Origin of the sequence: Pseudomonas sp. PDM14, from assembly GCF_014851905.1 — a bacterium.
GTDB lineage: Bacteria > Pseudomonadota > Gammaproteobacteria > Pseudomonadales > Pseudomonadaceae > Aquipseudomonas.
In genome coordinates, this window is sequence record NZ_JACVAQ010000001.1 from 1,740,017 (window position 1) to 1,761,664 (window position 21,648).

A 21,648-nucleotide genomic window follows, 5' to 3' on the forward strand; every position below is an offset into this window, starting at 1 on the left:
CCTCTCCCATCGGGAAGGGGCTGGGGCAGCCCGCGCGGGGTTGAGGGGCTGCCCCCTCATCCGCCCGTCGGGCCACCTTCTCCCAAGAGGAGAAGGATTTACGCGTCCAGCAGCTCTGCGGCAGTGTCCAGAACGTTCTCGACGGTGAAGCCGAAGTGTTCGAACAGCGCGCCGGCCGGCGCCGATTCACCGTAGGTTTCCATGCCGATGACACGGCCTTCGAGACCGACGTACTTGTACCAGAAGTCGGCGTGGGCGGCCTCGATGGCGATCCGCGCGGTGACCTGCAGCGGCAGCACCGCCTGCTTGTAGCCGGCATCCTGCTGGTCGAACACGTTGGTCGACGGCATCGACACCACGCGCACCTTGCGGCCTTGCTCGGCCAGCTTGTCGGCGGCCTGGATGGCCAGGCCGACTTCGGAACCGGTGGAGATCAGGATCAGCTCGGGCTCGCCGGCGCAGTCCTTGAGCACGTAGCCGCCACGGGCGATGGCCGCTTCGGTTTCGTGGTCGCGCAGGTTATGCGGCAGGTTCTGGCGGGAGAAGATCAGCGCGCTCGGGCCGTCCTTGCGCTCGATGGCGTGCTTCCAGGCCACGGCGGCTTCGACGGTATCGGCCGGGCGCCAGGTGTCCAGGTTCGGTGTGGTGCGCAGGCTGGTCAGTTGCTCGACCGGCTGGTGGGTCGGGCCGTCTTCACCGAGGCCGATGGAGTCGTGGGTGAACACGTAGAGCACGCGCTGCTTCATCAGCGCCGACATGCGCACCGCATTGCGCGCGTATTCCATGAACATCAGGAAGGTCGCGCCGTACGGCACCAGGCCACCGTGCAGAGCCACGCCGTTCATGATCGCGCTCATACCGAACTCGCGCACGCCGTAGTACATGTAGTTGCCCGAGGCGTCCTCGGCGGTCACGCCCTTGCAGCCCTTCCACAGGGTCAGGTTGGAACCGGCGAGGTCGGCGGAACCGCCGAACAGCTCCGGCAGCAGCGGACCGAAGGCGTTCAGGCAGTTCTGGCTGGCCTTGCGGCTGGCGATGGTCTCGCCCTTCTCGGCCACGGCACGGATGAACTCGCTGGCCTTGGCGGAGAAGTCGGCCGGCAGCTCACCCGCCATGCGGCGGACGAACTCGTTGGCCAGCTCCGGGTAAGCGGCGGAGTAGGCGGCGAAACGCTGGTCCCAGTCAGCTTCGGCAGCCAGGCCAGCTTCCTTGGCGTCCCACTCGGCATAGATGTCGGCCGGGATGTCGAACGGCGCGTGGTTCCAGTTCAGGGCCGCGCGGGTCAGGGCGATTTCGTCATGGCCGAGGGCGGCGCCGTGGGACTCTTCCTTGCCCTGCTTGTTCGGCGAGCCGAAGCCGATGATGGTCTTGCAGCAGATCAGGGTCGGCTGCTCGCTCTTGCGCGCGGTGTCGATGGCGGTCTTGATCTCGTCGGCGTCATGGCCGTCGACGTTGCGGATCACCTGCCAGCCGTAGGACTCGAAGCGCTTCGGCGTGTCGTCGGTGAACCAGCCGTGGACTTCGCCGTCGATGGAAATGCCGTTGTCGTCGTAGAAGGCGATCAGCTTGCCCAGGCCCAGGGTGCCGGCCAGCGAGCAGACTTCGTGGCTGATGCCTTCCATCATGCAGCCATCGCCGAGGAAGGCGTAGGTGAAGTGATCGACGACCTTGTGCCCGTCACGGTTGAACTGCGCGGCCATGACCTTTTCCGCCAGGGCGAAACCCACGGCGTTGGCGATGCCCTGGCCGAGCGGCCCGGTGGTGGTCTCGACGCCCGGTGCGTAGCCGAACTCCGGGTGCCCCGGGGTCTTGCTGTGCAGCTGACGGAAGTTCTTCAGGTCGTCGATGGACAGGTCGTAGCCGGTCAGGTGCAGCAGCGAATAGATCAGCATCGAACCGTGGCCGTTGGACAGCACGAAACGGTCGCGGTCGGCGAACTTGGGGTTGGCCGGGTTGTGCTTGAGGTAGTCGCGCCACAGCACTTCGGCGATGTCCGCCATGCCCATCGGGGCACCGGGGTGGCCGCTGTTGGCTTTCTGCACGGCATCCATGCTCAGGGCACGAATGGCATTGGCACGCTCACGACGGCTGGGCATCGCTGAATCTCCTGCGGGGTAGCTTCTGAAACGAAGGGGGCGAAAAAGGCCGCCATTTTCGCCCAGCCGGACACCGCGCGGCAATGACAGATGGACGAAGGTGCAACAAACCTGCGCGGCAGAACGCCGCAAAGCGCTATGCAGCCACGCCATCACCATCACACCCCCAGCAATATCAAAACTTTTTGATATTGCTGTTGCTGGATGAAAAGTGACCGACTAGACTGCCGCCCCTATGAATATGCGCGTGCCCCAGCTCCGTTTCGAGCCTGTCGATGAACTGGCCGCCCTATGCAAGGCCGGCGGCGATCCGCTGCGCCTGAACGTGCTGCGCGCGCTGGCCAACGACTCGTTCGGCGTGCTGGAACTGGCGCAGATCTTCGCCATCGGCCAGTCGGGCATGAGCCACCACCTCAAGGTGCTGGCCCAGGCCGGCCTGGTCGCCACCCGCCGCGAAGGCAACGCAATTTTTTACCGCCGCGCTCTGCCGCATAGCGAGCTGCTCGGCGGCGCCCTGCACGGGGCGCTGTTGCTGGAGGTCGAGGCGCTGCAGCTGCCGGACGACGTGCAGCAGCGCATCGCCACCGTGCACGCGCAGCGCGCCGCCGCCAGCCGTGACTTTTTCGCCCGTACGGCGGACAAATTCCAGGCCCAGCAGGACCTGATCGCCGGCCTGCCACAATACCGCGACAGCGTGCTGGCCCTGCTCGATGCGCTGAATTTCGCCCCGGGCAGCTCAGCACTGGAAGTCGGCCCCGGCGATGGCGGTTTCCTGCCCGAGCTGGCGCGCCGTTTCCAGCATGTCACCGCGCTGGACAACAGCACGGCAATGCTCGAACTGGCGCGCATGCGTTGCGAGCAGGATGGCCTGGGCAACGTCGAGCTGCTGCTCGCCGATGCCCTGAATGACGATATCGGCGCTGCCGACTGCGTGGTGGTGAACATGGTCCTGCACCATTTCGCTGCCCCGGCTGAAGCGCTGAAACAGCTGGCCCGCCTGGTGCAACCGCGCGGCAGCCTGCTGGTCACCGAGTTGTGCAGCCATGACCAGAGTTGGGCCAGGACGGCCTGCGGCGATCTCTGGCTCGGCTTCGATCAGGAAGATCTGGCCCGCTGGGCCGATGCCGCGGGGCTCACGCCCGGCGAGAGCCTCTATGTGGGCCTCAAGAACGGCTTTCAGATTCAGGTACGGCACTTCGCCAAGCCGGATGCGAAGCAAAACCAGGAATGAATAGGATTTTGAAATGAGCGAATACTCCCTGTTTACCTCCGAGTCCGTGTCCGAAGGCCATCCGGACAAGATCGCCGACCAGATTTCCGATGCCGTCCTCGACGCCATCATCACCCAGGACAAACACGCCCGCGTGGCCGTGGAAACCCTGGTCAAGACCGGAGTCGCCATCGTCGCCGGTGAGGTCACCACCAGCGCCTGGGTCGACCTCGAGCAGATCGTTCGCGACGTGATCTGCGACATCGGCTACACCAGTTCCGACGTCGGCTTCGACGGCGCCACCTGCGGCGTGATGAACATCATTGGCAAGCAGTCCCCCGACATCAACCAGGGTGTCGACCGCGCCAAGCCGGAAGACCAGGGTGCCGGCGACCAGGGCCTGATGTTCGGCTACGCCAGCAACGAGACCGACGTGCTGATGCCGGCGCCGATCCGCTTCTCTCACGCCCTGGTCGAGCGCCAGGCCGAGGCACGCAAGTCCGGTCTGCTGACCTGGCTGCGCCCGGACGCCAAGTCCCAGGTCACCTGCCAGTACGAGAACGGCAAAGTGGTTGGCATCGACGCCGTGGTGCTGTCCACCCAGCACAACCCGGAAGTGTCGCTGGCCGACCTGCGTGAAGGCGTGATGGAACTGATCATCAAGCACGCCCTGCCAGCCGAGCTGCTGCACAAGGACACCCAGTTCCACATCAACCCGACCGGCAACTTCGTCATCGGCGGCCCGGTGGGCGACTGCGGCCTGACCGGCCGCAAAATCATCGTCGACAGCTACGGCGGCATGGCCCGTCACGGTGGCGGCGCCTTCTCCGGCAAGGACCCATCCAAGGTCGACCGTTCGGCTGCCTACGCTGGCCGTTACGTGGCCAAGAACATCGTGGCCGCCGGCCTGGCCGACCGCTGCGAAATCCAGGTGTCCTACGCCATCGGCGTGGCCCAGCCGACCTCCATCTCGATCAACACCTTCGGCACCCACAAGATCGCCGAAGACAAGATCATCAAGCTGGTGCGCGAGGTGTTCGACCTGCGTCCGTACGCCATCACCAAGATGCTCGACCTGCTGCACCCGATGTACCAGGAAACCGCCGCCTACGGTCACTTCGGCCGCACGCCGCAGCAGAAGACCGTCGGCAACGACACCTTCAGCACCTTCACCTGGGAGAAGACCGACAAGGTCGCCGACCTGCGCGCCGCCGCCGGCCTGTAATCGCCCCGGAAATGAAAAAGCCCCGCTGATGCGGGGCTTTTTTATGGGCGTACCGTAATGCGTTCAATGGATCCGCAGGTCTCCGGTCAGGTACATCAATGCCAATCCCGCGAATATAAGAGCGAGTGGCGCCCTGATCTGCGGTTCATAGATCGAGAAGATGCCCTGAGCAACCGGAGGGAACAGAAAGTTCAGCACGACGCAGAGCAGGGACACTTGAATGCCCCTTGCGACCGACCAGATCCAGCCACCCACCACCATGAAAAAACCGATCACACTCATCACACAGCCTCCCTGGCAAAGTGGCGAGATGCTATCACTCACAGTTAGCGCTTCCCAACAGCGCGACTACGCTGTGGCGACATCAATCGAGCAAGGATGCTCCCCCCGATGCAACGCTGGATCGCGTTACCCCTGTGCCTGTTCGCCTGCGCCATCGCGGCTCAGCCCTGCCCCGACTGGTCCGCGACACGGGCCGACGATGAACTGCAACACCTCGGCCGGCAGATCGCCGAATGGGACCGTGCCTACCACCAGCAGGGCCGAGCCCTGGTCAGCGACGAAGTCTACGACCAGAGCCGCCAGCAGCTCGAACACTGGCAGCGCTGCTTCCCACATTCCCCGAATCACGGCAGCGACGCCCTGCAGGGCGCGGGCGGTGACAGCGCGCATCCGGTGGCGCAGACCGGCCTGGCGAAACTCAAGGATGAACAGGCACTGCAGCAGTGGCTGAGTGGACGCGAAGGCCTGTGGATTCAGCCAAAAGTCGACGGCGTGGCCGTGACCCTGCTTTACCGCGACAGTCGCCTGCAGCGCATGGTCAGCCGCGGCGATGGCCTGCGCGGGCAGGACTGGAGCGCCCACGCTCAGCGCATTGCGGCGGTCCCGAAAACATTGCCGCTACGCGGCGAGGTAATCCTGCAGGGTGAGCTGTACTGGCGCCTGCGCGAGCATGTGCAAGCAGAGCGTGGCAGCGTCGGTGCGCGCAGCCAGGTCGCCGGCGCACTGAACCGCACGCGACTGGACGATGCCAGCGCCGCCGCCATCGGCCTGTTCGTCTGGGATTGGCCGAACGGCCCGGCCACCATGGAGGCGCGCCTGAGTGGCCTGCAGACCATGGGCTGGGCGGACAGCGCGACACTGACCCAACGCATCGCCACCGCGGCAGACGCCCGTCGCTGGCGTGAACACTGGTACCGCAGTCCGCTGCCGTTCGCCAGCGACGGCGTGGTACTGCGCCAGGGCACGCGACCGCCGGGCTCCACCTGGGGTGCCGAACCACCGAGCTGGGCGGCAGCCTGGAAGTACCCGCCACGCCAGGCTCTGGCCGAGGTGCGCGACGTGCAGTTCCGCATCGGTCGGACCGGGCGCATCACCCCGCTGCTGCAGGTGCAAGCGGTGGCGCTCGACGACCGCACGGTGCGCCGGGTCAGCGCGGGCTCACTGGCACGCTGGCAGACACTGGACATTCGCCCCGGCGACCAGGTCGCCATCACCCTCGCCGGGCTGACCATTCCGCGCCTGGATGGCGTAGTCCGCCGTCACACGCCGCGCGCCGTATTGCAGGCTCCTGATCCTGCGCAGTATCACGCCCTGAGTTGCTGGCGACCGACGGCCGATTGCCAAAGCCAGTTCCACGCGCGCCTGACCTGGCTCAGCGGCAAACAGGGACTGCGCATGACGGGAGTTGGTGCCGGCACCTGGCGAACGCTGGAAGAGGCGGGTGAGCTGAATGACCTGCTGGCCTGGATGGCGCTCGACCGTGCGCGCCTGCTCGCGCTACCCGGCGTGGCCGCGGCACGCGCCGACGCCCTGGAGCAGACGTTCGCCAGTACCCGACAGCGGCCGTTCGGCCAGTGGCTGCGCGCCCTCGGCATGCCGCCGAGCGGCTCGGCGCCACTGGGCAGTGACTGGCAATTGCTGGCGGCCCGCGATGCGCGCACCTGGGACGATTTCGCCGGCATCGGCAGCACCCGTGCCCGGCAACTGGTGGCATTCTTCCAGCATCCGGAGGTACTGCGGCTACAGCGGCGCCTGCATGAGGCCGGAGTCGAGGGATTCTAGGAGCCTGCCGACGATGGAGGCGCTTCGCGCAGCGCCCTCTCTGGCTAACGGAGCGCTCTACAGCATCGCGACATCAGCTCATTGCAAACCCGTAGGGCGGAAAACCGCGAAGCGTTTTCCATCAGGGACCGCCAATCCGACCGACCTACCGCGCGCCCAACAGCCCTGTCGGTGTATATCTCCGCGTTATCCACCAGACGCACCGAGACAGGCTCTAACGCCATCCTCAGTAGGCGCGGAATTCCTGGTGACAGGCCTCGCAGCCATCCTCGACACGCTGCACCAGCGCCGTCACAGCCTCGGGCTTGAGCGGCTGCACCTGGCTCGCGGTGGCCAGCGCGGCGGTGGCGTTCTCGAGTTCGCGCGCCAGCTGCTGGAAGCGTTCCTGTTGCTGCCAGACCTCGGGCTTGGCGGTGCTGCGCTCGCTCTCGGCGATCTGCGGGAAGTGCTGCCAGGGCTGGCGCGACAGCGTGTCCAGCTCCTGCGCACCACTGGCGAAGCGCTTGCCATCGAAGGCCAGACGGCCACGCAGCATGCCGCCGAGGTCTTCGCTGGTCTTGAGCATCTGCTTGAACAGGGTCTGGCGCTTGCCCTGTGGCGAGTTCGGATCGACACCACCACAAGCGCTGAGGCTCAGGGCGACAAACAGGAGAATGACGGCTTTGCTATTCATGATCGGTTATCGCGCTGGTTCACGGCGCGGCAAGTATCCGCAGATAACCGGCAAATACCAACCCGGGCGGCAGTATGTCGCAGTGCGGCATGCAGCAACCTTTTGCCCAATGCCCGGTCGACTGCAGCCCCTTTGCACGAGAACGTCACCATGTACCAGCGTTTGCTCATCGCCACCCTCAGCCTCGTCAGCCTGCCACTGCTGGCCCACGAACACGCCCAGGCCACCGGCTGCGCCGGCAAGCAGCAGGCCATCGAACAGCAGCTGGAACAGGCCCGCGCGCACGGCAACAGCGGGCAGCAGGCCGGCCTGGAAAAAGCCCTGAGCGAGGTGAAGACCAACTGCACCGATGAAAACCTGCACGCCGAGCGCCTGGAAAAGATCAAGGCGCAGCGTGAAGAACTGGTCGAGCGCGAGAACGACCTGCGCGAGGCGGAGATCGACGGCGACAGCGCGAAGATCAGCAAGCGCCGCGCCAAGCTGGAGGAAGCACGCCAGGAATTGCAGGACGCCGAGGCCGAACTGGACAAGTAGCCACAACTGAACGCGGCGTGGACTACGCGCTGTTCTTCGCCCTGACCGCCGGCTTCATCGGCATATTCATCTACGCCCTGGCCCTGATGCCACCGGGCAGCGTGAGCTTAAGCAGTGGCGGCTCGGGCGGTTCTGGCGGCGGCAGTTCGGGCCGCGCCTACAGCGGTGGTGGCGGCTCCAGTGGCGGCTGTGAGGCCTCCGGACGCTGGTGAGCCTCAGTCCTTGAACTGGTCCTTGATGTAGGTGATTTCGGTCTTGCCATGGGGCGCCGGCTGGCCGTTCTCATCGACATTGACGAAGACCATCTTGTCGATCGTCAGGATGCTCTTGCGGGTGATCTTGTTGCGCACCTCGCAGCGCAGGGTCAGCGAGGTCCGGCCGAACTCGGTGGCGGTGATGCCCAGTTCGATGATGTCGCTCTGCCGCGCCGAGCTGACGAAGTTGATCTCGGAAATCAGCTTGGTCACCACGCGCTGGCTACCCAGCTGGATGATCGCGTAGATCGCCGCTTCTTCGTCGATCCATTTCAGCAGGCTGCCGCCGAACAGCGTGCCGTTGGGGTTGAGGTCTTCAGGTTTTACCCACTTGCGTGTGTGAAAGTTCATACGCGGTTCCTTTCCTCTGTCGTGTGCTTCGGCCGGCATTTTCGCAGCCGGCTCCGGGCCTGTCGCGACAACGCTCTCAATGGTGTCGATAGCCAATCCGGGCAAGCGACGGAAAGCCTTGGGCTCGTCGACCGGCGCGGCTATAATCGCCGGGCTTCACGCGGCCGGCTCTGTTCCGGTCGTGCCCGCCACCCGTCCGAGGGGCGCTGCAGCAAGCGGTAAACCTGTGTTGAATCCCCGAAAGTCCGGCATTCCAGCGATGCAGGTAGCGGGATTCGAATCGGTCTTCCGCCTGTCAGGCTCGGATGGGGCGTTATCAAAACGCATCAACGGCGCCCATTCGCAGACAACGAATGGAGAGCTTTTGCATGAGCGCTTTCAACGACTACAAGGTCGCCGATATTTCCCTGGCCGATTGGGGCCGCAAAGAACTGATCATCGCCGAATCCGAGATGCCGGCACTGATGGGCCTGCGCCGCAAGTACGCCGCTGAGCAACCGCTCAAGGGCGCGAAGATCATCGGCTGCATCCACATGACCATCCAGACCGGCGTGCTGATCGAAACCCTGATCGCGCTGGGCGCCGAAGTGCGCTGGTCGTCCTGCAACATCTTCTCGACCCAGGACCAGGCCGCTGCTGCCATCGCCGCCGCCGGCATCCCGGTATTCGCCTGGAAGGGCGAGACCGAGGAAGAGTACGAGTGGTGCATCGAGCAGACCATCCTCAAGGACGGTCAGCCGTGGGACGCCAACATGATCCTCGACGACGGCGGCGACCTGACTCAGATCATCCACGAGAAATACCCGGCGATGCTGGACAAGATCCACGGCATCACCGAAGAGACCACCACCGGTGTGCACCGCCTGCTCGACATGCTCAAGGCCGGCACCCTGAAAGTCCCGGCGATCAACGTCAACGACGCGGTCACCAAGAGCAAGAACGACAACAAGTACGGCTGCCGTCACAGCCTCAACGACGCCATCAAGCGCGGCACCGACCACCTGCTGTCGGGCAAGCAGGCGCTGGTCATCGGCTACGGTGACGTGGGCAAGGGCTCGGCCCAGTCGCTGCGTCAGGAAGGCATGATCGTCAAGGTTTCCGAGATCGACCCGATCTGCGCCATGCAGGCTTGCATGGACGGCTTCGAAGTCGTCTCGCCGTACGTGGGCGGCCTCAATGACGGCACCGACGCCTGCGTCGACAAGGCCCTGCTGGGCAAGATCGACCTGATCGTCACCACCACCGGCAACGCCAACGTCTGCGACGCCGGCATGCTCAAGGCCCTGAAAGCCCGCGCCGTGGTGTGCAACATCGGTCACTTCGACAACGAGATCGACACCGCCTTCATGCGCAAGAACTGGGCCTGGGAAGAGGTCAAACCGCAGGTGCACAAGATCCACCGCACCGGCGCCGGCAAGTTCGACCCGCGCAACGACGACTACCTGATCCTGCTGGCAGAAGGCCGCCTGGTGAACCTGGGTAACGCCACTGGCCACCCGAGCCGGATCATGGACGGCTCCTTCGCCAACCAGGTGCTGGCGCAGATCCATCTGTTCAACGCCAAGTTCGCCAACCTGCCAGCCGGCGACAAGCCGACCAGCATCACCGTCGAAGTCCTGCCGAAGAAGCTCGACGAAGAAGTGGCCCTGGAAATGGTCAAGGGCTTCGGTGGCGTGGTCACCCAGCTGACCGCCAAGCAGGCCGAGTACATCGGCGTGAGCGTGGAAGGCCCGTACAAGCCGGAAACCTACCGCTACTAAGAGCCTCAGGCGGCGGTACGCGCATCGGTGAGTTCGCCTCGCCAGCGCGTGCCGCCCGACCTGCCGCTAAAGGGATTTCCCATGTCTCAAGAACGCCGCTTCAGCTTCGAGTTCTTTCCGACCAAGACCGAAGCCGGGCATGAAAAACTGCTGCTCACCGCACGCCAGTTGGCCAGCTACAAGCCGGACTTCTTCTCCTGCACCTACGGTGCCGGTGGCTCGACCCGTGACCGTACGCTGAACACCGTGCTGCAACTCGACGGCGAGGTGAAGGTGCCGACCGCACCGCACCTGTCCTGCGTCGGTGACAGCAAGGAAGAGCTGCGCGAACTGCTCGGCCTGTACAAGGATGCCGGTATCCGCCGCATCGTCGCCCTGCGTGGCGACCTACCGTCGGGCATGGGCATGGCCAGTGGCGAAATGCGCTACGCCAACGAACTGGTCGAGTTCATCCGTCACGAGACGGGCGACCACTTCCACATCGAGATCGCTGCCTACCCGGAAGTCCATCCGCAGGCGCGCAACTTCGAGGACGACCTGAGCAACTTCGTGCGCAAGGCTCGCGCCGGCGCCGACAGCGCCATCACCCAGTACTTCTTCAGCGCCGACTGCTACTTCTACTTCGTCGAGCGCCTGCAAAAACTGGGCGTGGACCTGCCGATCGTGCCGGGCATCATGCCGATCACCAACTACAGCAAACTGGCGCGCTTCTCCGATGCCTGCGGTGCGGAAATCCCGCGCTGGATCCGCAAGCAGCTGGAAGCCTACGGCGACGACCTGGACAGCATCCAGGCCTTCGGCGAGCAGGTAGTCAGCGAGATGTGCCAACGCCTGCTGGACGGCGGCGCGCCGGGCCTGCACTTCTACACGTTGAACCAGGCCGAGCCGAGCCTCGCGCTGTGGAACAACCTGAAGCTGTCGCGCTGAACACACCGCAAGAAGAACGAGCCGGGCCTGTCCCGGCTTTTTCTTGCACGGCATTCGGCGGCTTGGTATAGACCAACGATCACTTTGCAGCCCAGCACCAAGGCCGTACCGTAGCGAAATGCCCGTATTCCCGCGCCAGATACTCATCAGCCTTCTGCTTTGCAGCCTCGCCCTCGGCGCGCGGGCGGAATCGCTGCACCTGGTCACCGAAGCCTGGGCGCCCTACGTCTACGAAGAGAATGGCCAGCCTGCCGGCCTCGACTACGAAATCACCCGCGAAGTGCTGCGCCGCCTGGATGTCGACGTGACGCTGCAGTTCCTGCCGTGGAAGCGTTGCCTGCTGGCCTTCGAACAAGGCCAGGCGGACGGCATCCTGGATATCTTCCGCCTCGCCGAGCGCGAATCGCAGATGGTTTTTATCAGCGAACCGCTGTCCGACGTGCAGTTCGTGCTGTTCTTCGCCCGCAACCGGCCCTACCCATATGCCAGGCTCGATGACCTGCGCGACCTGTTGATCGGCACCTCGCCTGGCTACTGGTACAACAACAGCACATTCCGCAATTCCAAACTGTTCACCCGCGAGGACGCACCCAGCCACGAAGCCAACTTCGGCAAGCTGGTACGCAACCGGGTCGACCTGGTGGTCAACGACCGGCGCGCAGGCAGCCACCTCGCCGCGCAGATGGGCCTCGGCCAACAGCTCGGCTACAACACCCGCGCACTGGGCAGCGACAGCCTGTACCTGGCTCTGCGCCGCACACCGGAGATGGAAGAGCTGGCCATAGACTTCGCCGATGAACTGCAGCGCTTCAAGCGCGAAGCCGGTTACGCCGAACTCCAGGCCCGCTACGCCGAGCCGGCGGACGCACCGATTGCCGCCGCCAGCCGCTAGGGCCTGCGCCCGATTCGCCCGACCGGCTGGTAGCTGCGCCCGTCCGCGGCTCTGTTATACTCCCGGCTCCCGCCAGGCTTACGCCCGGATGCTCGGCAACCCATCGCCCAGCAGGACCGGACGGGATCGCTCACCTAAGAGTGATTCGAGCCAGGCACTTTCCCATCGGGCCTTCGCCCAATACAGACAGGATGACTCATGTCCTTTGTTTCCCTCGGTCTCTCCGAGGCTTTAGCCAGTGCCGTAGAAGCTGCCGGCTACACCCAGCCCACTCCAGTGCAACAGCGGGCCATTCCCGCCGTGTTGCAAGGTCGCGACCTGATGGTTGCCGCCCAGACGGGCACTGGTAAAACCGGCGGTTTCGCCCTCCCGGTCCTCGAGCGCCTGTTCCCAGGTGGCCACCCCGACAAGTCGCACCGCCATGGCCCGCGTCAACCGCGCGTACTGGTGCTGACCCCGACGCGCGAGCTCGCCGCGCAAGTTCACGACAGTTTCAAGGTCTATGCCCGTGACCTGCCGCTGGTTAGCACCTGCATCTTCGGCGGCGTCGGCATGAACCCGCAGGTGCAGGCGATGGCCAAGGGCGTCGACGTCCTGGTTGCCTGCCCCGGCCGCCTGCTCGACCTGGCCAACCAGAAGGCCATCGACCTCTCCCACGTGGAGATCCTGGTCCTCGACGAAGCCGACCGCATGCTCGACATGGGCTTCATCCACGACGTTAAGAAAGTCCTCGCCAAGCTCCCCGCGCAACGGCAGAACCTGCTGTTCTCGGCGACCTTCTCCAAGGACATCACCGACCTCGCCGGCAAGCTGCTGCACAACCCGGAACGCATCGAGGTCACCCCGCCGAACACCACGGTCGAGCGCATCGAACAACGCGCCTTCCGCCTGCCGGCCAGCCACAAGCGCGCGCTGCTCGCTCACCTGATCACTCAGGGCGCGTGGGAGCAGGTACTAGTGTTTACCCGCACCAAGCATGGCGCCAACCGTCTCGCCGAGTACCTCGACAAACATGGCCTGCCGGCCGTGGCGATCCACGGCAACAAGAGCCAGAACGCACGCACCAAGGCCCTGGCCGACTTCAAGGCCAACCAGGTGCGCATCCTGGTCGCCACCGACATCGCCGCCCGCGGCCTGGACATCGACCAGTTGCCCCACGTGGTCAACTTCGAGCTGCCCAACGTCGAGGAAGACTACGTGCACCGCATTGGCCGTACCGGTCGTGCCGGGCGCAGCGGTGAGGCCATCTCCCTGGTCGCACCGGACGAGGAGAAGCTGCTCAAGGGCATCGAGCGGATGACCAAGCAGAAGATCCCGGACGGCGACACCATGGGCTTCGATCCAAGCACCGTGGAAGCGGAGAAACCCGAAGTACGCGGCCCGCGCCCCGAGCGCCAGCCGCGTGCCGACCGCCCGCAGCGCGAACGCACCAGCAATGCCAGCACCAGTGAAGCCGGTGGCGAGAGCAAGGAAAAACGCTCGCGCAACCGTCGCGGCAAAGGCAAGGAGCGCGCCCAGGGCCAGGCCGGCGGCGACCAGCAGCCACGTGCACCGCGCCAGGCACAGAGCCAGCCGCAATCGCCGGCCGTGCAGCCAAACGCCAATCGTGATCCGGAAGAATTCCTCGATGACGATTTCGACAACTTTGGCAACCGCGCGGACTACGTACCCACGCAACCCAAGCCGCAGGGTCGTAACCCTCGTCGTGGTGGCCAGGGTCAGGCAGCGGCAACACCACGCGCACCGAGCAACCGCGGCCAGGGCGGGCAACCGCGCCAGGGCGGCAACGGTGGCGGTCAGGGCGGCAAGCCCAAGTCCGGCCAGCGCGCACAGGGCCAGGGTGGTCAGGGTCGTAACGGCCAGGGTCGCCCCCAGGGTGGCGGTCGTCGCATCGACTCGCCACGCGAGCGCCAGGAGCCGGCCGTGCAGGACGTCCGCGCGACCAAGCAGCCGCTGATCATCCGCAAGGGTGAGCGTCTGCCGACCGCCGAGCAGCTCGATCAGCTGTCCGACAATCGCCCGCGGGGCGAGAAGCCGGCACTGCTGACGCGCAAGAGTGAAGCGACGGAGTAATCCTCGCGACACGAAAAAGCCGGCCCTGGGGCCGGCTTTTTTATGCCGCGCATGCAGTGAAGGTCTAGCGCGCCAGCATCAGGCGAGGCGCAGGAAAGCGAGGCCTGCCTGCCGTGACACCTGAGCGCCGCGCAGTCCCTCTCGCTTACTGACGCACGCCTTCCACCGAGAGAATCAACTCGACTTCCTGGGAAGCCGGGCCGAGGTCTTTCTGGATGTCGAAGTCCTTCAGTTTCAGCTTGGTACTGCCCTCGAAGCCGGCACGGTAGCCACCCCATGGGTCCTTGCCTTCGCCGAGGAACTTGGCCTTGATCACCACCGGCTTGGTCACGCCGTTGAGGGTCAGGTTGCCGGTGATGTCAGCGGTACCTTCGCCGGTCGATTTGACGGCGGTGGACTCGAAGCTCGCGGTCGGGTTCTTGTCGACGTTGAGGAAGTCGCCGCTGCGCAGGTGCTTGTCACGCTCGGCATGGTTGGAGTCGACGCTGGCGGTGTTGATCTTGACGCTGACCTTGCTCGCTTCCGGCGCCTTGGCGTCGAAGCTGAAGCTGCCGTCGAAGTCCTTGAAGGTGCCGTACAGCCAGCTGTAGCCAAGGTGGCTGATCTTGAAGTTGATGAAGGCGTGCTGGCCTTCCTTGTCGATGGCGTAGTCGGCGGCCATGGCCTGACCGGCGAACAGAGCAGCGCCCAGGGTCAGGGCAGCGAGGGATTTCTTGAGCATTAACAATCTCCTTGTGGGTTACTTGCCGGTGCAACCGAACATGCGCACCAGGGTGGCGTCACGGTCAATGAAGTGGTGTTTCAGGGCCGCCAGGGCATGCAGGCCGGCGAAGATCACCAGCCCCCAGGCGAGGTATTCGTGGACCAGGCCGGCGATGTCGGCCTGATCCGGAATGCTGGTCAGGGTGGCCGGTACGTCGAACAGGCCGAACACGCTGATACCACGCCCATCGGCGGTGGAAATCAGGTAGCCGGAGGCCATCAGGACGAACAGTCCGAGGTAGAGAACGGCATGCCCGGCGGTGGACGCCAGGCGGGTCAGACGGCCGTGGTTGGCCGGTGGCGGAGGCGGCGGGCTGGCCAGGCGCCAGAGCACGCGCAGCAACATCACGGCGAACAGGGTCAGGCCGACGCTTTTGTGCAGATCGGGGGCGGTGCGATACCAGGTGCTGTAGTAGTCGAGGCCGACCATCCACAGGCCGACGCCGAACAGGCCGAAAACGGTCAGGGCGACCAGCCAGTGCAGGGCGATGCTGATGACACCGTAGCGGGATACCGAGTTGCGCCACTGCATTGCAAAACTTCCTTGAAAAGCGATGGGTCAAGCCTAGCGGCAAACGCATCGATTTAAAGCGGAAAATTTCGCTTCGAAATATCGAGTAAACAGATCAGTTCGCGGGATGCCGCCCAGCCCGGATTAGTCCGGGCCGATACGTCGAGGTTCAGCGCCAGCCATCTGGACGGCGCTTCTGCGGGGATGGACGGTGGGCGTCAGTTGAACAGGCGCGAGAAAAACCCAGGCTTGTCGTCCTTGCTCTCGGGCTTGCCCGCCGGCTTGGCCTTGGCCACCGGCTCGGTCGGCTCCAGCGGCTTGCCGGCGTAGAGGTCCTGCGCCTGGCTGGCGACGCGTTGGCCGCTGCGTACCGCACCTTCGAGCGTCCCTGGATAGAGCGCATCGGTGTGCTCGCCGGCGAACAGCACGCGGCCCAGCGGCTTCTCCCACAGGCGCCAGTACTGGCTGATCTCGCCCGGCCCGTAGGCCAGGTAGGCGCCGCCCGCCAGTGCGTCCTTGCCGTAGCGACGCAGCTCGTAACCCTGGAACTGTTCGCGGGCACCGGGGAAGTACTGGTCGAAACGGATCAGCACCTGGTCGACCATCTGCCGGTCACCGAAGGCATTGAGCAGGCGCGCGTTGTCACCGGACAGATTGATCAGCAGGTTGGCGCCGCCCTTGAGCGCCGGCTCGACCCAGAGCATGCCCAGGCCCTTGTCGCTGAACACCTCGCCGGACAGGCGCGACTTGCCCCACACCGGCTTCTTGAACTTGAGCAGCATCTGGTCACGCCAGCCGTAGTTGATGTCCTTCAGCGACTTCACCTGCAGGGTGCTCAGGGCCGGCGTCAGGCTGATTTTGCCGAGCGCCGGCAACGGCACCGCGAGCACCACGTAATCGGCGCTGTAGCCGGTGGCACCGACCTTGACCGTGACGCGGTCCTTTTCCTGAACGATGGCCGAGACCCAGGCCCCCGTCTTGACCAGCTTGAGTTGCTTGGCGATGGCCTGGGCCAGGCCCTGGCTGCCACCGGGCAGACGCGCGGCACGCATCTCGGTGTCCGGCAGGCCGCGATACACGCGCGCCTGCTGGGCCAGGTAGAGCAGCGACAGGCGCGACGGCTCGTCGTAGCGCGAGCGGATACGCTGGTCGACCAGCGCACGCGCGGTCGGTGGCAGCGCCAGCTTGTCCAGCCAGCGTGCAGCGGTCATTGCGTCGAGACTTTTCAGGGTATGGCTGGCCAGCGGGTTGAGCGGGTCTTCGATGGAGGCCGCGAGGTCATCCAGGCTCTTCTCGAAGCGTGCCAGGGCCTCGGCGGTGCTTGGCGAGTTCTTCGCCAGCTCCTCGGCCGAGCTGTAGCGGCCATCAATCAGGTAGCCGGGCGTGCGCACGTAGCCCGGTGCCGGCAGCGCCTTGAGCTGGAAGCGCTCGAGGTAGGCATGCAGCGCCGGCTGCAATTTGGCACTGCCGATCCATTCGCTGGCGGCCAGGCCCGAGCGCCCGCCGATCACCGGCTTGGCTTCCAGCACGGTCACCTGCCAGCCCTTGCTCTGCAGCTCATAGGCCGCACTCAGGCCGGCCAGGCCGCCACCGACGACGATGGCGGTCGGCTGTGTGTCCTTGGCCAGCGTCAGGCCACTGAACAGAGCCACTACCATCAGCGCGGACGCGCGCAACCAGACTGCAGACATGCGAATTCCCCCGGAATGAAACAGGCGCGCAGGATACGTGAGGGTCGGTACAGCGGCCAGACGAATCCGCCGAAGGGATCGGCAATCACGCGGGCCAGGCAAACGGCTTCTGGTAGGCTTGCCCACCACCGATTTGAGGAGACCTCGCGATGAGCCTGAATGCCCAGTGGATGCAGCGCGACCTGGCCGTGCTCTGGCACCCCTGCACGCAGATGAAGGACCACGAGCGCCTGCCGCTGATCCCGATCAAGCGCGGTGACGGTGTATGGCTCGAGGACTTCGACGGCAAGCGCTACCTCGACGCGGTCAGCTCCTGGTGGGTCAACGTCTTCGGCCACGGCAACCCGCGCATCAACCAGCGCATCCGCGATCAGCTCGACAGCCTCGAACACGTGATGCTCGCCGGCTTCACCCATCCGCCGGTGATCGAACTGTCCGAGCGTCTGGTACAGATCACCCCAGCCGGCCTCGACCGGGTGTTCTACGCCGACAACGGCTCCTCGGGCATCGAGGTGGCGCTGAAGATGAGCTACCACTACTGGCTCAACTGCGGGCAGCCGCAGAAGAAGCGCTTCGTCACCCTGAGCAACAGCTACCACGGCGAAACCGTGGCGGCGATGTCGGTGGGCGACGTGGCGCTGTTCACCGACACCTACAAATCGCTGCTGCTCGACACGCTCAAGGTGCCCAGCCCGGACTGCTACCTGCGCCCCGAAGGCGTGAGCTGGGAAGAACACTCGCGCACACTGTTCGCCGCCATGGAGCAGACCCTGGCCGAGCACCACCACGAAGTCGCCGCGGTGATCGTCGAACCGCTGATCCAGGGCGCGGGCGGCATGCGCATGTACCACCCGGTGTACCTCACGCTGCTGCGCGAAGCCTGCGACCGCTATGGCGTGCACCTGATTCACGACGAGATCGCCGTCGGCTTCGGCCGCACCGGCACCATGTTCGCCTGCGAGCAGGCCGGCATCACCCCGGACTTCCTCGTGCTGTCCAAGGCCCTCACCGGCGGCTACCTGCCGATGGCCGCGGTGCTCACCACCGACACCGTGTACCAGGCGTTCTATGACGACTACGCCACCCTGCGCGCCTTCCTTCACTCGCACACCTACACCGGCAACCCGCTGGCCTGCGCCGCCGCCCTGGCAACCCTGGACATTTTCGCGCAGGACAACGTGATCGAGGCCAACAAGCCGCTGGCCGCGCGCATGGCCAGCGCCACCGCGCACCTGGTCGACCACCCACACGTGGCCGAAGTGCGCCAGACCGGCATGGCCCTGGCCATCGAGATGGTGCAGGACAAGGCCAGCAAAACCGCCTACCCGTGGCAGGAGCGCCGCGGCCTGCAGGTCTACCAGCACGCCTTGGAGCGCGGTGCCCTGCTGCGCCCGCTGGGCAGCGTGGTGTACTTTCTGCCGCCGTACGTGATCACCCCGGAGCAGATCGACTTTCTCGCCGAGGTGGCCAGCGAAGGTATCGACATCGCCACCCGCACCTCCGTCAGCGTGGCCGTGCACAGCGACCTGCACCCCAATCACCGCGACCCGGGCTAAGCAACCGGTCGCCAAGTGCCAATCACTTGATCGTTCCCACGCTCCGCGTGGGAACCTGCCCAGCCGATGCCCCACGTCGGCGGGACGCGGAGCGTCCCCGGATGGGGTACCACGCAGGAGCGTGGGAACCATCACCGCCGCGATCTAGATGACAGGTCGGGGGGGAGGCGTCGTCCAGCCTGCGCCTCCCGCGCAGCCCTTCAATACGCCATGCGCACCGCCACGCCCCGGTGCGCGCGGCGCACCCTGCGGCTAGAATGCGCACCTCTGCTCCAGGTCCTCGTCCCATGCGCCTATCCCGCTTCTTCATCGACGCCCCGCTCTCCCTCGGCCAGCACGAGTTGCCGGAGGCCCAGGCCCACTATATCGGCCGCGTGTTGCGCCATGCACCCGGCGACGCTGTGCAGCTGTTCGATGGCAGCGGCCAGGAGTACCTCGGCGAACTGATCGAAGTGGGCAAGAAGAACGTGCGCGTCGAACTGCGCGAGCAATTCAACGGCCAGGCCGAATCAGCACTGCACGTGCACCTCGGCCAGGGTCTGTCACGCGGCGAGCGGATGGACTGGGCGATCCAGAAAGCCACCGAGCTGGGCGCTGCGCAGATCAGCCCGATCGTCTCCGAGCGCTGCGAAGTGCGCCTCAAGGACGAGCGCGCCGACAAGCGCATGGCCCATTGGCGTCAGGTGGCGATCAGCGCCTGCGAGCAATGCGGCCGCTCGGTGCTGCCGGTCATCCACCCGCCGATACTGCTGGCCGACTGGCTGCAGCAGAGCGATGCCGACCTCAAGCTGGTCCTGCACCCGGTCGCCGAACCGCTGGCCAGCCATGCACGGCCGACCACGCTGGCTTTTCTCATCGGCCCCGAAGGCGGCCTCAGCGACGGCGAAGTCGCACAGGCCAAAGCCGCCGGCTTCCACGCCGCACGCCTCGGCCCGCGCGTGCTGCGCACCGAAACCGCACCGGTGGTGGCGCTGGCCGTGGCCCAGCAGCTATGGGGCGACTTCTCGTAGGGGCGAATGGCGCACCCTACGAGTCAGAGCCCGCGCAACGCCAGCCCCGCGAGGACGAACAGCAGCACGCCGCAGATCGCATGGCTGACCCGGTGCCAGACTGGCGCCGCCGACCGGCGCAACCATTCCACCAACCCGGCACTGATGAAGCAGCACAACACGGACGCCAGCATGAAGCCGGTGAAGAACACCAGCGCCTGCGCCTGACTCGGCACGCCGTCGACGATCCCCGCCAGCGCACTGCCCAGCGCGCCCCAGTACACCAGGTTCTTCGGGTTCGACAGCGAGATCGCCGCACCGGCGAGGAACGCTCCGCGCCCGGCCTGCTCCGGCAGCGCCTCCAATACCTGCGCCGGGCGCCGTGCATCACCCAGGCTCTGCCAACCCAGCCAGGCCAGATAGGCGGCGCAGGCGAGCGTCAACGGCACCCGCACCGTCTCGTGGCTGAGCAGCAGCGCCAGGCCGGTAAGGCCGATCAGCGCCCATAGCGCATCACCAATCAACGAGCCGAACTGCACCAGCAGGGCCGCCCGGAAACCATGGTTGAGCCCGCGGCGCAGGGTTTCCGCCAGTACCGCGCCGGGCGACAGGCAGAAGGCGAAACCGAACAGCAGGGCGGCGAAGAACACTGCGAACATCAGGAAAGGCTCCAGCAGGCAGGGCTGTCAGTGTCGTCGCCGCGCAGTACGCTGACTTGAACAGGATTGCACCGCAGGGCGAACCGCTGTCGATAACCCCAGGGACAAGGGCTAGCGCACTGTGCGCTGAAAGCGTCCCGGCGAGATGCCATAGGCGGCGCGGAAATGCCGGTTCAGGTGGCTCTGGTCGGCGAAACCGAGCACATGCGCCACCGTGGTTGCCGCCACGCCTCGGCGCAGTAGCCCCTGGGCGCGACGGGTGCGCAGCTGCATCGCCCACTGCCGCGGGCTGAGCCCGACGTGCTTCTGGAAGCTGCGCAGCAAGTGGAATTTCGACAGCCCCAGGTAGGCCGCCATCTCGTCCAGGCTCGGCTGACGGGCGAGGTCCGCGGCCAGCCACTCCTGCAGCCGCGCCAGCGGCTCACGCCCGACCGGCGCCGCCTGGGGCAAGCGCACCCTGCCGGCCCGGACGATCTCGCCGAGCAGCAGGAGCAGACGCTCCTCGGCACGCTCGCGCAGGAAGTCATCCTCGCTCAGGCTGGCGCTCACCACCTGCGCCATGTGCTGAGCCAATGCCGGCAGATGGCGTTCCGGCTGGGCGAACTCGAGCTGCGCCAGGCCCAGGCCATGAGCCAGCACATCCGGCGCCACATACAGGCTGACGAAGTGCCAGGGCTGCCCCTCGGCCACACCGCCGCCCTGGATCTGTCCGGGATTGTAGGTGGTGATGCTGCCGGCATCGGCGCTGAAACTGCGGCGATCGAGCCACACCTGCTCGTTGCCGAACAGGTTGGCACTGATGACGAATTCATCGTGGCTGTGTTTGTCGAAGCGCTGGCCGTGGCCGTTGCTGCTGGCCACTTCGATTGCGCCGACCACCGCGTGGCGCAGGGCGGTCATCGCGGGGTCAGATCAGCCCGGCGTCGGCGAGCTTCTGCTCCAGGCCGATCAGGTCGGGAATTTTCACCACGGCTTCGCCGAGCTGCACCGCGTCCAGTTCCAGCGGTGCCAGCGGCTCGCTGGAGCGCGCCAGGTTGCCGTCGACCTTAAGCGAACGCGGAATGCCCTGCACCAGCAGGGCGAGGAACTTGACCTGATCACGCCCACCGATGGCGTTGATCACTGCCACCCGCGCACCCGGGCCGATCTGCGGCTGACCATTGGACGCGGCCTCGAACGACAGCAGCGGCAACTGCAGATCGCGCCAGGCGACCTGGCCGAGGAACCAGGCCGGCAGGCCGGCAGTGACCTGTGGCACGCGGTAGGGAATCAGCTCGGCCACTGCCACGTTGGGCAGCAGCAGGGTGCGATCGGCCAGCGGCACCAGCAATGCCGTGAGGGTGCTCACGCTGTTGCTGCTGACGGCAGGAGTGTTCGGGGCTTGGCTCATGAGTCGATCCTGTTACGGCGGCAGGCGTGCG

At 65.7% G+C, this 21,648-nt stretch carries 20 protein-coding genes, 1 pseudogene and 1 riboswitch; of the genes and pseudogenes, 11 read left to right on the top strand and 10 right to left on the bottom strand.

The features are described from left to right. Positions 1 to 98 precede the first annotated feature (98 nt). Complete coding sequence (tkt, locus tag IB229_RS08225; RefSeq protein WP_192326768.1) at positions 99 to 2,096, bottom strand: transketolase; 1,998 nt, start codon at positions 2,094 to 2,096, stop codon at positions 99 to 101. A 235-nt stretch (positions 2,097 to 2,331) separates the two neighbouring features. On the opposite strand from tkt, the gene IB229_RS08230 reads away from it, so the two are divergent. Beyond that, entirely contained in the window at positions 2,332 to 3,327 is a 996-nt protein-coding gene (locus tag IB229_RS08230; protein ID WP_192326770.1) for an ArsR/SmtB family transcription factor, read from the top strand. Positions 3,328 to 3,340: 13 nt separating this feature from the next. Beyond that, positions 3,341 to 4,531, top strand: a complete 1,191-nt coding sequence (gene metK / locus IB229_RS08235; RefSeq protein WP_192326772.1) for a methionine adenosyltransferase — start codon at positions 3,341 to 3,343, stop codon at positions 4,529 to 4,531. A gap of 63 nt (positions 4,532 to 4,594) precedes the next feature. On the opposite strand, the gene IB229_RS08240 is transcribed toward metK, so the two are convergent. Then, a complete protein-coding gene (locus tag IB229_RS08240; RefSeq protein WP_192326774.1) occupies positions 4,595 to 4,813 on the bottom strand; it encodes a hypothetical protein in 219 nt (72 codons plus the stop codon). Positions 4,814 to 4,921: 108 nt separating this feature from the next. Here IB229_RS08240 and ligB point away from each other — a divergent pair, with 108 nt between their 5' ends. Continuing rightward, the gene (gene ligB, locus IB229_RS08245; protein WP_192326776.1) at positions 4,922 to 6,595 is read left to right on the top strand and encodes an NAD-dependent DNA ligase LigB; all 1,674 of its coding nucleotides are present in this window, start codon (positions 4,922 to 4,924) and stop codon (positions 6,593 to 6,595) included. A gap of 226 nt (positions 6,596 to 6,821) precedes the next feature. Here ligB and IB229_RS08250 read toward each other — a convergent pair whose 3' ends face one another. Continuing rightward, positions 6,822 to 7,271 carry a c-type cytochrome gene (locus IB229_RS08250; RefSeq protein ID WP_412547792.1) on the bottom strand — a complete coding sequence of 150 codons (450 nt, stop codon included), beginning with the start codon at positions 7,269 to 7,271 and terminating at the stop codon, positions 6,822 to 6,824. A 147-nt stretch (positions 7,272 to 7,418) separates the two neighbouring features. Between IB229_RS08250 and IB229_RS08255 the strand changes: the two genes are divergently transcribed. Together IB229_RS08255 and IB229_RS08260 are read left to right on the top strand one after the other, a co-directional pair. Further along, the gene (locus tag IB229_RS08255; protein ID WP_192326780.1) at positions 7,419 to 7,802 is read left to right on the top strand and encodes a DUF1090 domain-containing protein; all 384 of its coding nucleotides are present in this window, start codon (positions 7,419 to 7,421) and stop codon (positions 7,800 to 7,802) included. Between the two features lie 17 nt (positions 7,803 to 7,819). After that, on the top strand, positions 7,820 to 8,014 hold the full coding sequence (locus IB229_RS08260; RefSeq protein ID WP_192326782.1) for a hypothetical protein: 195 nt from the start codon (positions 7,820 to 7,822) through the stop codon (positions 8,012 to 8,014). A gap of 3 nt (positions 8,015 to 8,017) precedes the next feature. Here IB229_RS08260 and IB229_RS08265 read toward each other — a convergent pair whose 3' ends face one another. Then, a complete protein-coding gene (locus tag IB229_RS08265; protein ID WP_192326784.1) occupies positions 8,018 to 8,407 on the bottom strand; it encodes an acyl-CoA thioesterase in 390 nt (129 codons plus the stop codon). Between the two features lie 192 nt (positions 8,408 to 8,599). Next, a riboswitch (S-adenosyl-L-homocysteine riboswitch) is annotated at positions 8,600 to 8,752 on the top strand. 8 nt (positions 8,753 to 8,760) lie between these two features. On the opposite strand from IB229_RS08265, the gene ahcY reads away from it, so the two are divergent. From ahcY to IB229_RS08285, 4 genes are all read left to right on the top strand, one after another. Further along, the gene (gene ahcY / locus IB229_RS08270; RefSeq protein WP_192326786.1) at positions 8,761 to 10,167 is read left to right on the top strand and encodes an adenosylhomocysteinase; all 1,407 of its coding nucleotides are present in this window, start codon (positions 8,761 to 8,763) and stop codon (positions 10,165 to 10,167) included. Positions 10,168 to 10,248: 81 nt separating this feature from the next. Beyond that, a complete protein-coding gene (metF, locus tag IB229_RS08275; protein WP_192326788.1) occupies positions 10,249 to 11,094 on the top strand; it encodes a methylenetetrahydrofolate reductase [NAD(P)H] in 846 nt (281 codons plus the stop codon). A gap of 118 nt (positions 11,095 to 11,212) precedes the next feature. Continuing rightward, positions 11,213 to 11,986 carry a substrate-binding periplasmic protein gene (locus IB229_RS08280; protein WP_192326790.1) on the top strand — a complete coding sequence of 258 codons (774 nt, stop codon included), beginning with the start codon at positions 11,213 to 11,215 and terminating at the stop codon, positions 11,984 to 11,986. 198 nt (positions 11,987 to 12,184) lie between these two features. Next, positions 12,185 to 14,059: a DEAD/DEAH box helicase gene (locus tag IB229_RS08285; RefSeq protein ID WP_192326792.1), complete on the top strand. Its 1,875-nt coding sequence runs from the start codon at positions 12,185 to 12,187 to the stop codon at positions 14,057 to 14,059. Positions 14,060 to 14,204: 145 nt separating this feature from the next. On the opposite strand, the gene IB229_RS08290 is transcribed toward IB229_RS08285, so the two are convergent. The 3 genes and pseudogenes from IB229_RS08290 to IB229_RS08300 form a co-directional block, all read right to left on the bottom strand. Next, entirely contained in the window at positions 14,205 to 14,780 is a 576-nt protein-coding gene (locus IB229_RS08290; RefSeq protein ID WP_192326794.1) for a YceI family protein, read from the bottom strand. An 18-nt stretch (positions 14,781 to 14,798) separates the two neighbouring features. Then, the gene (locus IB229_RS08295; protein WP_192326796.1) at positions 14,799 to 15,353 is read right to left on the bottom strand and encodes a cytochrome b; all 555 of its coding nucleotides are present in this window, start codon (positions 15,351 to 15,353) and stop codon (positions 14,799 to 14,801) included. A 203-nt stretch (positions 15,354 to 15,556) separates the two neighbouring features. Further along, positions 15,557 to 17,023, bottom strand: a pseudogene (locus IB229_RS08300) (flavin monoamine oxidase family protein); the annotation flags it as partial. A 149-nt stretch (positions 17,024 to 17,172) separates the two neighbouring features. On the opposite strand from IB229_RS08300, the gene IB229_RS08305 reads away from it, so the two are divergent. Together IB229_RS08305 and IB229_RS08310 are read left to right on the top strand one after the other, a co-directional pair. Continuing rightward, positions 17,173 to 18,579, top strand: a complete 1,407-nt coding sequence (locus tag IB229_RS08305; protein ID WP_192326801.1) for an adenosylmethionine--8-amino-7-oxononanoate transaminase — start codon at positions 17,173 to 17,175, stop codon at positions 18,577 to 18,579. Positions 18,580 to 18,866: 287 nt separating this feature from the next. After that, positions 18,867 to 19,589, top strand: a complete 723-nt coding sequence (locus IB229_RS08310) for a 16S rRNA (uracil(1498)-N(3))-methyltransferase (protein ID WP_192326803.1) — start codon at positions 18,867 to 18,869, stop codon at positions 19,587 to 19,589. 23 nt (positions 19,590 to 19,612) lie between these two features. On the opposite strand, the gene IB229_RS08315 is transcribed toward IB229_RS08310, so the two are convergent. The 3 genes from IB229_RS08315 to IB229_RS08325 all read right to left on the bottom strand — a co-directional run bounded on the left by IB229_RS08315 (position 19,613) and on the right by IB229_RS08325 (position 21,617). Continuing rightward, entirely contained in the window at positions 19,613 to 20,227 is a 615-nt protein-coding gene (locus IB229_RS08315; protein ID WP_192326805.1) for a LysE family translocator, read from the bottom strand. A 111-nt stretch (positions 20,228 to 20,338) separates the two neighbouring features. After that, positions 20,339 to 21,127 carry an AraC family transcriptional regulator gene (locus IB229_RS08320; RefSeq protein ID WP_192326807.1) on the bottom strand — a complete coding sequence of 263 codons (789 nt, stop codon included), beginning with the start codon at positions 21,125 to 21,127 and terminating at the stop codon, positions 20,339 to 20,341. Between the two features lie 7 nt (positions 21,128 to 21,134). After that, positions 21,135 to 21,617, bottom strand: coding sequence for a chemotaxis protein CheW (locus IB229_RS08325; RefSeq protein WP_192326809.1), 483 nt, complete (start codon positions 21,615 to 21,617; stop codon positions 21,135 to 21,137). Between the last annotated feature and the right edge of the window lie 31 nt (positions 21,618 to 21,648).